The organism is Streptomyces sp. NBC_01476, from assembly GCF_036227265.1.
GTDB lineage: Bacteria > Actinomycetota > Actinomycetes > Streptomycetales > Streptomycetaceae > Actinacidiphila.
Window position 1 is genome coordinate 255328 of sequence record NZ_CP109446.1, and the last position, 13029, is coordinate 268356.

At 72.7% G+C, this 13029-nt stretch carries 11 protein-coding genes and 1 pseudogene; 11 read left to right on the forward strand and 1 reads right to left on the reverse strand.

Annotation, left to right across the window (positions count from 1 at the left end):
• Positions 1 to 99 precede the first annotated feature (99 nt).
• The 4 genes and pseudogenes from OG552_RS01000 (at position 100) to OG552_RS01015 (ending at position 3120) form a co-directional block, all read left to right on the forward strand.
• Positions 100 to 840: a DUF4232 domain-containing protein gene (locus OG552_RS01000; protein ID WP_329128730.1), complete on the forward strand. Its 741-nt coding sequence runs from the start codon at positions 100 to 102 to the stop codon at positions 838 to 840.
• A 3-nt stretch (positions 841 to 843) separates the two neighbouring features.
• A complete protein-coding gene (locus tag OG552_RS01005) occupies positions 844 to 1545 on the forward strand; it encodes a class F sortase (RefSeq protein WP_329128732.1) in 702 nt (233 codons plus the stop codon).
• A 134-nt stretch (positions 1546 to 1679) separates the two neighbouring features.
• Positions 1680 to 2171, forward strand: a pseudogene (locus tag OG552_RS01010) (RNA polymerase sigma factor); the annotation flags it as partial.
• Positions 2155 to 3120, forward strand: a complete 966-nt coding sequence (locus OG552_RS01015; RefSeq protein ID WP_329128733.1) for a DUF4232 domain-containing protein — start codon at positions 2155 to 2157, stop codon at positions 3118 to 3120. The pseudogene OG552_RS01010 and the gene OG552_RS01015, both read left to right, overlap by 17 nt.
• Before the next feature lie 87 nt (positions 3121 to 3207).
• Here the strand turns inward: OG552_RS01015 and OG552_RS01020 are convergent, their stop codons facing one another.
• Complete coding sequence (locus tag OG552_RS01020; protein WP_329128734.1) at positions 3208 to 4746, reverse strand: class I adenylate-forming enzyme family protein; 1539 nt, start codon at positions 4744 to 4746, stop codon at positions 3208 to 3210.
• A 248-nt stretch (positions 4747 to 4994) separates the two neighbouring features.
• Between OG552_RS01020 and OG552_RS01025 the strand changes: the two genes are divergently transcribed.
• The 7 genes from OG552_RS01025 to OG552_RS01055 all read left to right on the forward strand — a co-directional run bounded on the left by OG552_RS01025 (position 4995) and on the right by OG552_RS01055 (position 12895).
• Positions 4995 to 6614, forward strand: a complete 1620-nt coding sequence (locus OG552_RS01025; RefSeq protein ID WP_329128735.1) for an NAD(P)-binding domain-containing protein — start codon at positions 4995 to 4997, stop codon at positions 6612 to 6614.
• Entirely contained in the window at positions 6611 to 7717 is a 1107-nt protein-coding gene (locus OG552_RS01030) for an alpha-hydroxy acid oxidase (RefSeq protein ID WP_329128737.1), read from the forward strand. Before OG552_RS01025 ends, OG552_RS01030 begins: the two co-directional genes overlap by 4 nt.
• A 58-nt stretch (positions 7718 to 7775) precedes the next feature.
• Positions 7776 to 9182: a cytochrome P450 gene (locus tag OG552_RS01035; protein ID WP_329128739.1), complete on the forward strand. Its 1407-nt coding sequence runs from the start codon at positions 7776 to 7778 to the stop codon at positions 9180 to 9182.
• Between the two features lie 73 nt (positions 9183 to 9255).
• On the forward strand, positions 9256 to 10572 hold the full coding sequence (locus OG552_RS01040; RefSeq protein WP_329128741.1) for a cation:proton antiporter: 1317 nt from the start codon (positions 9256 to 9258) through the stop codon (positions 10570 to 10572).
• 90 nt (positions 10573 to 10662) lie between these two features.
• A complete protein-coding gene (locus OG552_RS01045) occupies positions 10663 to 11295 on the forward strand; it encodes a helix-turn-helix domain-containing protein (RefSeq protein ID WP_329128743.1) in 633 nt (210 codons plus the stop codon).
• Positions 11292 to 11483 (forward strand): DUF6126 family protein, encoded by a 192-nt coding sequence (locus OG552_RS01050; RefSeq protein WP_329128744.1) that lies wholly within the window; start codon positions 11292 to 11294, stop codon positions 11481 to 11483. Before OG552_RS01045 ends, OG552_RS01050 begins: the two co-directional genes overlap by 4 nt.
• 164 nt (positions 11484 to 11647) lie before the next feature.
• Complete coding sequence (locus tag OG552_RS01055) at positions 11648 to 12895, forward strand: amidohydrolase (RefSeq protein WP_329128746.1); 1248 nt, start codon at positions 11648 to 11650, stop codon at positions 12893 to 12895.
• The last annotated feature ends 134 nt before the right edge of the window (positions 12896 to 13029 follow it).

A 13029-nucleotide genomic window follows, 5' to 3' on the forward strand; every position in this document is an offset into this window, starting at 1 on the left:
CCGGCCCGGCGCCACGTCGTCTCTGTTCGCGATTCCCGGTCCGGCCCGCCGGAGCTCGCTGCGAGTCCGGCGGCCGCGGGAGAGACGAGGGAACAGGACATGCGCAAGCGTTCAGTAGCCGTGGCGGCGGCGGCCGTTGCCGCCGCCGTGTGCACCGCCGTCCCCGCGGCGGCCTCGACACCGGTCCGCGACGCGTCGGGCACCCCGATGTGCGCGACCTCACAGTTGTCCGTCGCCCAGCGGGGCGGCGACGCGGGGGCCGGCAACCTGTACTACTACCTGGTCTTCACCAACACCGGTAAGGCCGCCTGCCATCTGACCGGATACCCGGGTGTGTCCATGCTGGACAGCGGCGGCAAGCAGATAGGGCAGCCCGCGACGCGCGAGCGGTCCACCTACGGCGCGGTCGTCCTCAAGCCCGGTGCTTCGGCGAGCGACACCATCCACACCGTCAACCACCAGGGCACCTGCCTGCCCACTTCGGCCCAGCTCCACGTCTACCCGCCGGGGAACACCGCGTCGGTGAACGTCCCGGCCAAGATCACCGAGTGCTACAACACCTTCTCGGTCACCCCGCTCGCCGCCGGCGCCGGCGGCAGCAGCCCGACCGGCAGCGGGCCGACGTCGGCCCCCACGTCCGCGCCCAGCGGCGCTCCGGCCGGGGGCGGCCCCCAGGTGAGCACCGTGCCCAGCGGCGCACCCGACACCGGCCTCGCCGCCTCGGCGTCCGGCGGCGGTGACGGCGCCACGGTGGCGGCCGGTACGGCGGCCGGTGTGCTGGTCGTCGGCGGGCTCGGTGTGCTGGCGGCGCGGCGCCGCAGGTCCCAGGTCCGGGGCTGAGTGTTGAGCCGCCTGTTCAGGACAGCCGCGGGCGGGCGGGCCACGGTCCGCCCGCACCGCCGTCCCCTCACCTGCCTCGCCCTGGCCGCGGCCGGCCTCGCGCTGCTCTGCGGCTGCGCGTCGTCCTCGCCCGCCCAGGTCCCCACCGACGGCGGGGCGGTGCCGACCGCCACCGGGACCGTACGGCCGGGCGGCGCGCCGGCGACCGGCGAGCCGCCGGGGACCGCGGCGGTGCGTCCGCTGGCCCGCTCGGAGCCGGCCCGGCTGCGTATTCCGGCCATCGGAGTGGACACCGCCGTGATGTCGCTGGGGCTCGCCGCCGACGGCACGGTGCGGGTGCCGCCGATCGCCGCGCACGCACCGGCCGGCTGGTACGACGGCTCCCCCACGCCCGGACAGACCGGTCCTTCGGTGATCCTCGGCCATGTGACGGTCGGGAAGTACGGCGACGGGGTGTTCCTGCACCTCGACCGGATGCACAAGGGTGACACGGTGATGGTCGCCCGGAAGGACGGCACGGTGGCGACCTTCACGGTGGACTCGGTGCAGACCGTGGCGAAATCCCACTTCCCCACGTCGGCGGTGTACGGGAACGTCGACCACCCGGCGCTGCGTCTCATCACCTGCGGCGGTACCCGGGTGACCGGAGGCGGCGGCTACACCGACAATGTGATCGTCTACGCCTCGCTGGCCACCGGTTCGTGACCCGGGAACAGGCGACCGTCCGGCGGATCGGTCCGGCGGTGGCCGGTACGGTCGGTGGCACCGGTACGGCGCGGCCGGCCGGCGGCAGGGGCGCGGCGGGAAGCGCCGGCAGGGCGAGAAGTGAGGAGACGGCGGTCAACCGGTCCCAGGAGCGCGCGGCTTCCGAACTCTTCCAGGCGGTCTACCCGCGGCTGGCCGGCTGGTGCCGCCGGCTGGTGGACGACGACGGGACCGCGCACGAGATCGCCTCCGAGTCCTTCACCCGGCTGTGGGCCCGCTGGACGAAGGTCGAGGAACCCACCGGCTTCCTCTTCGTGACCGCGGCCAACCTGGTGCGCGACCACTGGCGCAAGATGGAGCGCGAGCGGCGTGCCCTGCGCCGGGTCAAGACGGAGGAAGCGGTGAAGCAGCAGCCGGAGTCGGCCGACCCGTCGGTACGGATGCTTGTCCAGTCGCTGCCCGAACGGCTGCGCGACCCCGCGCTGCTCTACTACTACGCCGATCTGCCGGTCCGTGAGGTCGCCTCACTGCTGGGCCGTAACGAGGGAACCGTCAAAGCCGATCTGCACGCCGCCCGCGAACTGCTGCGCGCCCAACTCAGGGGACACCATGACCGGATTTCCTGACGACCGCCCCGGCGGCGTCCCCGATGGTCCCGGCGCCCCTCGTGTTCCGGACGGCACCGGCAGCCCCGGCGGTCCCGGCGGTCCCGGCGCGGCCGGCAGCCCCGAAGTGCCGGGTTCCCTGGACGGCGCCGGCTCCCCCGACCCGCTGGAGCCGCTGCTGCGCCACCCGGCGCCCTTCCTGCCCGCGCCGCCCGGCTCCTTCGAGCGGATCCGGCGCAAGGCCGCACGCCGCCGCCGGGCCAGGGCCGCGGTGGGCGGGTCCGCCGCCGTGGCGGTGATCGCCGGCGCGTTCTACCTGGCCGGGTCCTTGCACACCGGGGGCGGCGACGAGGTGGTGGGGCCGCCCGCGAGCAGCCTGCGGAGCACGTCCGCGCCCGCGCCCACCCGCACCACGACCGCGCCGCAGGCCCCCGAGTCCGGTACCACCGGTTCACCGCAGACCCGGCCCACTCCGCTCGCCCCCGCACCGACCACCACCGCCGGCCCGACCAGCACCGGATCCACACCCTCCGCCGGCGCCACCGCCCCGCCGGCCGGCACCCCGATGTGCACGGCCGGCCAGCTCAGCGCGGAGCTCAGCGGCGGCGACGCGGGAGCCGGGAACCTCTACTCCTATCTGGTCTTCACCAACACCAGTAAGACCGCCTGCCACCTGGCCGGTTTCCCCGGACTGTCGCTGCTGGACGCCGACGGCAAGCAGATCGGCGATCCCGCGACCCGCGAGCCCGTCGATTACAGCGTGGTGGTGCTGAAGCCCGGCGGGAACGCAAGCGACACGGTGCACACCATCAATCACCAGGGCACCTGCCTGCCGACCTCTGCCCAGGTACGGGTCTATCCGCCGGGCAGCAGGGCGTCACTGGTCTTCCCCGGGCAGCTCACCAACTGCGACAACCTGCTCGCGATCACCCCGCTGACCGCCGGCCGGACGGGCAACCCGCCTTCGTGAGCGGTTCGCAGGCCGTTCGTGGGCGGTGACGGCCGGGCCCGTCCCCGGTCGTGCCGTCACGGGTCGTGCCGTCGGGCTGTCGTGCCGTCAGGCCGGGGACGCGCCCGGGAGCAGCGCGGCCAGCGCCTTCTTGTCGGGCTTGCCGCCGGGCGCCACCGGTACGGCGTCGAGGACCGTGATGGTGGCGGGGACGGCCGGCTCGCCGAGCGCGGTGCGGACGGCGGTACGCAGGGCGTCCTCGTCGGGCTTGCGGCCGTCGGCCGGGACGACGAAGGCGTGCGCGGCCTCGCCGGTCCGGTCGTCGGGTGCGCTGATCACATAGGCCTGGTCCACATCGGGGTGGGCGGCCAGTGCCGTCTCGATCGCCCCGGCGTAGTAGAGGATGGCGTTGACGAAGACGACGTCCCTGGCCCGGCCCACGAGCCGGAGGAAGCCGTCGGTGCCGAGGGCGCCGAGGTCCCGGGTCCGGAACCAGCCGTCGCGCACCACCTCGCGGGTCTGCTCGTCGTCGTACCAGTAGCCGGTCGCCTGACCGCCGGTCCTGACCCAGATCTCGCCCGCGGTGCCGGCCGGTACGGGCTGCCCCTGCGGGTCGCGGATCTCCAGCGCGATGCCCGGCATCGGCCGGCCCACCGAGTCCCGTACGCGGTCCCGGTGTTCAGCGAGGTCCGCCGGGGTGAGCAGCGCGAGCATGCCGGTCTCGGTGAGGCCGTAGCCCTGGTGCAGGGCGTGCCCGAGCCGGTCCGCGGCCTCCGCGAGCCGGTGCGGGGGCAGGGGTGAGCCGGCCACGAGCAGTACCCGCAGGCTGCTCAGGTCCGTCGGGGTCCCCTGCTCGCCGCGCAGGGTGTCCAGCACCTGGTAGAGGCGGGGGACAGTGCACAGGCAGGCGGTGATGGCGTGGCGTTCCCAGACCCGCGGGAACTCCAGCGGCTCTTCCGGGATGACCGCGGTGCCGCCGTTGAGCAGGCAGAGGGCGAGGTGTTCCAGCATCACCGCGCTGGTGAGGGTCCCGAAGACCAGGAACCGGCCGTAGCCGGACGCCAGTTGATCGATGACAGGGTTGCGGCGGGCGGGCTGCCAGCTCCAGGCCTCGGTCAGTGAGCGGTAGGTCTGGGCGGCGCCCTTGGGGCGGCCGGTGCTGCCGCTGGTGAGCGTGATCAGGGCGAGGTCGTCGGGCCGGCCGCGGGGGACGAGTTCGTCCCCGGCGAGGGGGGCGGCGGCCTCAAGGTCCCGTTCGGTGGTGAGGACCCGCAGACCCGCGGCGGCCCCGGCCAGCTCCGGTGTCAGGGTCGACTCGTCGGCGATCACCACCTCGATGTCCTCGGCCAGTACGGCGGCGAGTTGCGGCGGGGTGAGTCCCGGGCGCAGGCCGGTGACCCGGCAGCCGAGCAGGTGGGCGGCGATCTGGGCGGCGAAGCCGGCCGGGGTGACGGCGGTGGTGACGGCGACTCCGGTGCCCCGGCCGAGGCCGGCCGCCCGCAGGCCGGCGACGCTGTGCCGTACCAGGTCGAGGACCTCGCCGCGGGTCACCGGGCGGGTCCGGAATTCGAAGGCCGGGAGGTCCGGCCGGTGGCGGAACGCGTCCACCAGCGCCTGCGGAAATACCGATTCGGCCGGATTGCTCATGGCTTCCTCCGATCCGGGACGGATGATCACGGGGTCGATTTCGGCCACACAGAAAACTCTTGGGAAACGCCCGCGCGCCGCCCCGGCGGCGGGTGCCCGCAGGTGCGGCCTACCGACGCCGAAGCTATCCGCCCGTAGTGAATCATGACCTCTCGATCCGGTGTGATATGGATCACATTGCGAGGTCTGGATACCTCCTTTAACTCTCAACTACGGTGGGCGCACTACCTTCGGAACCGGGAGGGCACATGTCCGGAGAAGAGCGGTTCGATTATCTCGTCGTGGGCGCGGGACCGGCCGGAATCCAGGCGGCATATTTCCTGGAGCAGGCCGGACGCGACTATCTGGTGGTGGAGGCGGGCGAGGCCCCCGGCACCTTTTTCACCAGATTCCCCCGGCACCGGACACTGATATCCATCAACAAGGTGCACACCGGCTGGGACGACCCGGAGCTCAATCTCCGCACCGACTGGAACTCACTGCTCTCGGCCGGCAACGCCCCACTGTTCACCGCGGTCACCCCCCGGTACTTCCCCGCTGCCGACGACCTCGTCGGCTACCTCGCGGACTTCGCCGAGACCCACAAGCTGAACATCCGGCACAACACGCGCATCACCGCCATCACCCGGCCGCCCGCCGAAGACGGCGGCGCCCGCGGTGACTTCCGGGCCGCCGCCGAGGACGGCACGGTCTTCCGGGCCCGGCGGCTGATCGTGGCCACCGGCCTGACCCGGCCGTACATCCCGCCCATCGAGGGCGCCGAACTGGCCGACAGCTACCACGACGTGTCCGTCGACCCGGCCGACTTCACCGACCAGCGGGTGCTGATCATCGGCCGCGGGAATTCCGCCTTCGAGACCGCGGACAATCTCGTGGAGACCGCCGCGGTGATTCATGTGGCGGGACCTGGCGCGCTGCGGCTGGCCTGGCAGACCCACTTCGTAGGACATCTGCGGGCGGTGAACAACAACTTCCTTGACACCTATCAGCTCAAATCGCAGAACGCGCTCCTCGACGGCGAGATCATGAGCATCAAGCGGGACGGGGAAAACGGTCCTTACCGGGTCGCGGTGAAGTTCGTACGGGTGGAAGAAATCATCAAGGAGATACCGTACGACCGGGTGATCCTGGCCACCGGCTTCCGTTTCGACGCCTCCCTTTTCGGCCCGGAATGCCGGCCGGAACTCACCATAAAGGACCGCTTTCCGGCCCAGACCGCGGCCTGGGAATCCCCCAACGTGCCCGATCTGTATTTCGCCGGGACCATCACCCAGGTACGTGACTTCAAGAAGTCCACCAGCGGATTCATCCACGGTTTCCGGTACGGGGTACGGGCGCTCCACCGCATTCTGGAGCAGCGTTACCACGACGAGCCCTGGCCCCGGCGTGAGCTGGCCGCCGGCCCGGAGGCGGTCGCCGACGCGATCATCACCCGGATCAACCGCACCTCGGCGCTGTGGCAGCTCTTCGGCTTCCTCGCCGACACCGTGACCGTCGCCCCCGGCGGAGCAGCGGCCTACCACGAGGAAGTGCCGCTCGCCCATCTCCACCAGGCCGTCGCCGAGGGCGATTTCGGCCCTGTCGACCGCTACTGCGCGATCACGCTGGAATACGGCGCCGACCACGACAAGGTGAATCCCTTCGACATCTCGGTGGGCCGGGTGGCGCAGGCCGACACCGGCGGCCTCGACGGCCGCTATCTCCATCCGGTGGTCCGGCTCTTCCGGGCCGGGGAACTCCTCGCCGAACACCACCTCACGGAGAACCTGGAGAACGAATGGGACCGTGAAGAAGTCCACCGTGTACCACTGGTGCGCTTTCTGACCGAGCACCTCCAGCCGGAAACCGCAGCTTCGAGCCCGTCGTGACCCCCGGCCGCGACCGCCCGCCCACCGTCCTTTCTGAGCTGCGCGAGAAGGCACGCACCCGGCTCGACCCGGTGCACTGGGACTTCTTCGAGGGCGGCGCGGGCACCGAGACCGCCCTGGCGGAGAACGAACGGGCGTTCCGCCGGCTCGCCCTGCTCCCCCGGGTGCTGCGCGGCGCGGGCCCGGCCGACACCGCCGTCACGCTGCTCGGCGACCGGGCCGAGCTGCCGGTCGTGGTCTCCCCCACCGCCTTCCACCGGCTGGCCCACCCCGACGGCGAACTGGCCACCGCCCGCGCCACCGCCGCGGCCGGCACCGTACTGATCACCTCGATGGCGGCCACCACGGCGGTGGCCGAGGTGACCGCCGCGGCCCGGTCGGTACGGGCCGACGCGGCGGTCTGGTTCCAGCTCTACCTCCAGCCGGCACCGGGAGTGACCGAGGAACTGGTCCGGCGGGCAGAACAGGCGGGCTGCGGCGCGCTGGTGGTGACGGCCGACTCGCCGGTCTTCGGCCGCAGGGCCCGGGACGACCACAACGGCTTCCACGACCTGCCCGCCGGCCTCACCGCCGCGAACATGCGCGATCTGCCCGGTGCGCCGCCGGGCGGAACCCGGGACATCGCGATGTCCCCGGCGCTCTCCTGGGACGACCTGCGCCGCCTGCGGGCGGGCACCCGGCTGCCGATCGTGCTCAAGGGCGTGCTCCACCCGGACGACGCCCGGCGGGCCGCCGACGAGGGCGTGGCCGCGCTGCTCGTCTCCAACCACGGAGGCCGCCAGCTCGACGCGGCCCCGGCGACGGTCGACGCGCTGCCGGCGGTCGTCGCGGCGGTCGGCGACCGGCTGCCGGTCCTGCTCGACGGCGGGGTACGGACCGGCTCCGACGTGGTGATCGCGCTGGCCCTGGGCGCCGCCGCGGTGGGCATCGGCCGTCCGGCGCTGTGGGGCCTGGCCGCCGAGGGCGAGGACGGGGTGGCCCAGGTGCTCGCGGAGTTGCGGGCCGACGTGGCGCAGGTGATGACCCTGTGCGGCGCCCGCGACCGCGGTGACCTGAGCCGCGGCCAGGTGGTCGTGCGCGGGCAGGGGACAGCGCCGTGCTGAGACCCGCCGCCACGAGGGAAACCGGCAGGACCGTATGCCGACTGTGAAAGGTGACCGGATGCTGAAGCGACTCGCCGTCACCGCGGTGGCGCTGTCCACCCCCTACTGGCTGCCGAAGGCCGTCGTCGGGCTGCGGGTCAAGGTCTTCGCCAAGGTGAACGGACCCGAAGGCGTCGTGGTGCCCAACGAGCAGGTGTCCCCTGAGCGGTTCGCCGAGCTGTACGGGCACCCGGCGGCGAACGGCCGCAGCCGCGGGGCGGGCCTGTCCGACCTCTTCTGGTACTGGCTGGCCCCCGGCCCCGAGGTCCACCAGGAGCATCTGGAACCCGGCCCGCGCTACGACGCGGTGGCCCGCACCACCAGCGCGATCCTGGCCGGCGGCAGCGCCGAACTGTCCGCTGCCGCCACCCGCTGCGCCGCCGCCGTCCTGGACGAACTCGTGCCCGGGGAGGTCGCCCTGGTCCGGCTGCGCGACCTGATGATGCCCGTCTGGGCGGAGTTCTTCTACGAGCTGGTGTTCCGCGAGCCGTGTCCGCCGCAGGCCCGCCGGCTCATCGTGGACAACGCCGAGGACGTCATCAACTCCCTGAAGAACACCAGGCTGCGGCACATGGACCGGCGGGCGAAGCTCACCCGCTACCTGGTGCGCCGGCTGGCCGCAGGCGAGGTGCCGCACGAACTCCCCGCCGAACTGGCCACCTTGCGCGACCGGGCCCACTACCTCCAGGGCGCCTTCTTCAACACCGCCGTGGTGCAGATGTCGGAGGCGATGGCCCATCTGCTGCTGGTACTGGCCGCCCGGCCCGGCATCCAGCAGCGGCTGGCCGAACACCCTGACGACGACCACGAGTTGGGCAATGTGATGAACGAGACGCTGCGGATGTATCCGCTCTTCGGCATCGCGCACCGCATCACCACCGCGGACATCGATCTGGGCGAGGGCATCAGTTACCCGGCGGGCACCGTCCTCTGCTTCGACTACCCCGCCTACCACGCGACCGGCTACACCGACCCGGAGCGGTTCGACCCCGGGCGGTGGGACCGCCTGTCGGTCAAGGAGGCCCACCACATCCCCTTCGGCGTCGCCACGAACCGGCCGTGCCCGGCGTGGCGGCTGGCCCCGCTGGTGATGCGGGCGGTCACCCGTGAGGTGCTGCGCCGCTTCACCCTGCACTCCACGGTGTCCCACACCCGGTCCATCCCGCACCGCGCGCCCTGTCTGCTGGTGGCCAGCGACCATCCGCTGCCGCGCCACCGGATCGCGGCGACGCTGGCCTTCCTGCGGCTGCGCGACCGCTGGGAGGACGTCGGCCGCAGCCTGCTGCAGTTCGGGCTCGGCGGCGCGATGGTGCTCGACGCGCGCCGGTCCCGGCCGGCCGAGCGGTACTTCGCACGGCACGACACCCAGGGCCGGCCGCTGGAGAGCACCCCCGCCACGCCACCGGGCTGCCCGTACCACCCCTGACAGCACCTCCGGGTCCCCGCGTCCCCCGCTTCTCTCTCCCCCCGCACGCCCACCGCCGAAGGGCCATCCCGTCATGTCCGCGACTTCGCTCGGTACCGCCTTCCTGCTCGCCGCCGTCGTGATCCTGGTCGTCTGCCGGATCGTCACCTGGGCGCTGCGGCCGCTGCTGCAGCCCCCGGTGGTCGCGGAGATGGTGGCCGGTGTGCTGCTCGGACCGTCCGTCCTCGGGCTGATCGCCCCCGGCGTGGAGCACTCGCTCTTCCCGGCCGAGCTGCGACCGGTGCTGTATGTGGCAGGTCAGCTGGGTCTTGCCCTGTTCATGTTCCATGCGGGGTACGAGTTCCGCGTCGACCGGATCCGGCCGGTGGCCCGGCAGGCGGGGGCCATCTCACTGGCCGGCATCGCGGTGCCGCTGGCGCTGGGCAGCGGGCTCACCTGGGCCGTCCACAGCTCGGTGCACACCTCACCGCCGGGTGTCCCGGTGCACATCACGGCGATCTTCGTGGGCGTCACCCTGTCCATCACCGCGTTTCCCATGCTGGCCCGGATCATCACCGAACGCGGCCTGACCGGCACGGTGTTCGGTACCGTCTCGCTGGCCGCGGGCGCGCTGGACGACGTGGTGGCGTGGGTGCTGCTGGCCGGTGTGCTCAGTTTGTCGCGGGGCAGTTCCGGCCCGGTGCTGCTGGCGGTCATCGGGGGGCTCGGCCTGGTGGTGGTGCTCGCGGTGCTTCTGCGGGTGCGGGACCGGGTGGCGCGGGCGGTGAGCGGGCTGCCGCCGCAGCAACTGGTGCTCGGTGTCGTGCTGCTGCTCTGCCTGGCCGCCTGGTACACCGACCGGATCGGCCTCTACGCGGTCTTCGGCGCCTTCAGCCTCGGGGTCGCCTTCCCGCGCTCCCCCGCCATCGAGCGGGCGGTGCAGGCGACGGCCCCGCTGAGCAACGCCCTGCTGGTGCCGCTCTTCTTCACCTACTCCGGTCTCAACACCGACACCGGGCTGCTGGGTGATCCCGCCCTGCTGGCCTTCGCCGCGGGCTGCATCCTGTGCGCGATCGCCGGCAAGTTCGCGGCGTGCTGGCTGGCCGCCCGGGCAGTGGGGCAGAGCGGTCCGGTGGCCCTGCGGATCGGCACCCTGATGAACGCCCGCGGGCTGATGCAGCTGATCGCGATCAATGTGGGGCTGGCGGAGGGAATCGTGACGCGCTCGATGTTCACCGTGCTGGTGCTGGTCGCGCTGGTCACCACGATGATGGCCACCCCGCTGCTGGCCCTGTGGGACCGGCTGGACGGCGGCCTGAAGGCGGTGGACGACCCGCCCCCGGCCGCTCCGCGGCCGGCGGTGGAGGCCGCGGTGGACAGCCGGGCCGGCGCGGACGGTGCGCGCGGGTGACCGGCCACCCCTGATCAGGGGATTTCCCGGGTTCTTTGCCTCTGGGGCAAGCCTTTTGCCTCAGAGGCACAAACGGTGTTCCATGGACTCATGGAAGCGATCCGAACCGCGGCTCAGGCCCCCGACGAGGAACTCGTCCTGGCCCCCCGCCTGCGTGAGCGGCGGCGCGCCAGCGGACTGACCCTGGAGGCCGCGGCCCACCGGCTCGAACTGTCGGCGGCGCATCTGTCCCGGCTGGAATCGGGACTGCGGCAGCCGTCGCTGCCGGTGCTCCTGGGGCTCGCCCGGTTGTACGGAACCACCGTCTCCGACCTGCTCGGGGAGACGTCCGCCGAACCCGACCCCATCGTACGCGGCGACCGGATGGCACCGGTACCGGCCGGCGGCTGGACGTACTGGCGGGCCGGCGGCACCGGCCGGGCCATGCAGGCGCTGCGGGTGCACGTGCCGGCGCGGGCCCAGCAGGAACTCGTGCGGGTGCACCCCGGCGAGGAGTGGCTCTATGTCACCGCGGGCGAACTGCAACTGACCCTCGGGGAGCGCACCCACCGGCTGCACGTCGGGGACGCGGCCCACTTCGACTCACTGGTGCCGCACCGGCTGGCCGCGGCCGGCTCCGGCGGGGTCGACCTGCTTTTCGTCCACACCCTGATGCAGAGCGAGACCTCGGCTCTGTGCATCGGACCGCAGGACGCCACCGACCACCGAGGAGAACGGCGATGACCATGAGCGAGACCGAACCCACCGTCGATGCCACAGAGGCCGTCGAGCCGGTGGTCGCCCGCACCACCAACGGCACCGAGCGCCGCAAGGAGCGCGGCGTCGTCATCCGGGTACTCGTCTACGTCGCCGTCGCCCACCTCATGGCCTTCTACCTGTGGCTGATGTTCGCGGTGATCGGCAAGCACTGACCGGACACCGCCGCCTCCGGACGCGGCATGGAGCGGCCGGCCCCCGAAACGGGGGGCCGGCCGCTCCATGCCGCGTCCGCCGCGGGTTCCGCCGAGACCCGTATGGCGCACAGCCGGGCGTGATCGAATGGGCGGCACGCCAGAGCAGATGAAAGAAGGCACCGATGTCGCTGCCCCCCGACGCGTGGCCCCCCGGCCTCCTCGACCGCCTGCACGCGCTGTACGAGGACCTGCACCGGCATCCCGAACTCTCCGGCCACGAGCACCGCACCGCGGGAAAGGCCGCGCGGGCACTGGCCGACGCGGGGTACGAGGTCACCGAGGGCGTCGGCGGCACCGGCGTGGTGGGCGTACTGGCCAACGGCGCCGGTCCTGTCGTGATGCTGCGCGCCGACATGGACGCGCTGCCCGTAGCGGAGGAGACCGGTCTGCCGTACGCCTCGCAGGTGTACGCCGACGGGCCGGACGGGGGGCCGGTACCGGTGGCGCACGCCTGCGGCCATGACATGCACGTCACCTGCCTGGCCGGGGCAGCGACGCTGCTCGCCGCGGTCCGCGCGAGCTGGTCGGGCACGCTGCTGGTGGTCTTCCAGCCGGCCGAGGAGCTGGCGACGGGTGCCAGGGCGATGATCGACGACGGGCTCTTCGAACGTTTCCCGCGCCCGGACATCGTCCTCGGCCAGCATGTCGGGCCGCTGCCGGCCGGAATGATCGGGCACCGCGAGGGCGCGGTGATGGCGGGCGCCGACGCCGCCTCGGTGGAGCTGTACGGCCGCGGGGGCCACGGTTCACGGCCCGAGGCGACGGTCGACCCGGTGCTGATGGCCGCCTCGGTCGTGGTGCGGCTCCAGGGTGTGGTCGCCCGTGAGGTGCCGCCGCAGGAGACCGCCGTGCTCACCGTGGGCCGCCTCCAGGCCGGCACCGTCAGCAATGTCATCCCGGAGACCGCCCAGCTGGGCATAAGCCTGCGCTCCTACACCCCCGAGGTCCGTCAACTGCTGCGGACCGCGGTGGAACGGATAGTGACCGCGGAGGCCACCGCGAGCGGGTCGCCCAAACCGCCGGTGATCGACTGGCTGCCGGCGGCTCCGGTACTGGTCAGTGACCCGGAGCAGACCCGGGCGGTGGTCGCCGACCTGGCCGCGCACTTCGGGCAGGACAAGATGCTCCCGCTGCCGCAGATCGCCGCCAGCGAGGACGTCGGCCACCTGGGCGAGGCGGCGGGGGTGCCCACCGTGTTCTGGTTCTGGGGCGGGCCCGACGCCGAGACGGTGGTCACCGCCTTCCTGGAAGGCCGGTTCGACGAACTTCCCTCGAACCATTCCGCGCGATTCGCGCCGGTCGCCGAGCCCACCATCACCACCGGGGTCGAAGCGCTGGCAGTGGCCGCGCTCGGCCGGTTCGGTCGCTGAGGGCCTCAAAGAGGTAACGGAAGGTCAAGTCCGAACAGGCGCGTTACGGCGACAGCCCTAGCCTGGAAGGAACGGGGGAAGGAGAGGTCACCGTGCTGAGACGAGTCCCGGACGGCCCGCGCCCCCCGAGCCGG

Excerpts from the sequence above, each read along its gene's own strand:
- OG552_RS01015 (WP_329128733.1), top strand. The coding sequence starts at position 2,155 with ATGACCGGATTTCCTGACGACCGCCCCGGCGGCGTCCCCGATGGTCCC.
- OG552_RS01035 (WP_329128739.1), top strand. The coding sequence starts at position 7,776 with ATGCTGAAGCGACTCGCCGTCACCGCGGTGGCGCTGTCCACCCCCTAC.
- OG552_RS01050 (WP_329128744.1), top strand. The coding sequence starts at position 11,292 with ATGACCATGAGCGAGACCGAACCCACCGTCGATGCCACAGAGGCCGTC.
- OG552_RS01000 (WP_329128730.1), top strand. The coding sequence starts at position 100 with ATGCGCAAGCGTTCAGTAGCCGTGGCGGCGGCGGCCGTTGCCGCCGCC.
- OG552_RS01045 (WP_329128743.1), top strand. The coding sequence starts at position 10,663 with ATGGAAGCGATCCGAACCGCGGCTCAGGCCCCCGACGAGGAACTCGTC.
- OG552_RS01055 (WP_329128746.1), top strand. The coding sequence starts at position 11,648 with ATGTCGCTGCCCCCCGACGCGTGGCCCCCCGGCCTCCTCGACCGCCTG.
- OG552_RS01040 (WP_329128741.1), top strand. The coding sequence starts at position 9,256 with ATGTCCGCGACTTCGCTCGGTACCGCCTTCCTGCTCGCCGCCGTCGTG.
- OG552_RS01020 (WP_329128734.1), bottom strand. The coding sequence starts at position 4,746 with ATGAGCAATCCGGCCGAATCGGTATTTCCGCAGGCGCTGGTGGACGCG.
- OG552_RS01025 (WP_329128735.1), top strand. The coding sequence starts at position 4,995 with ATGTCCGGAGAAGAGCGGTTCGATTATCTCGTCGTGGGCGCGGGACCG.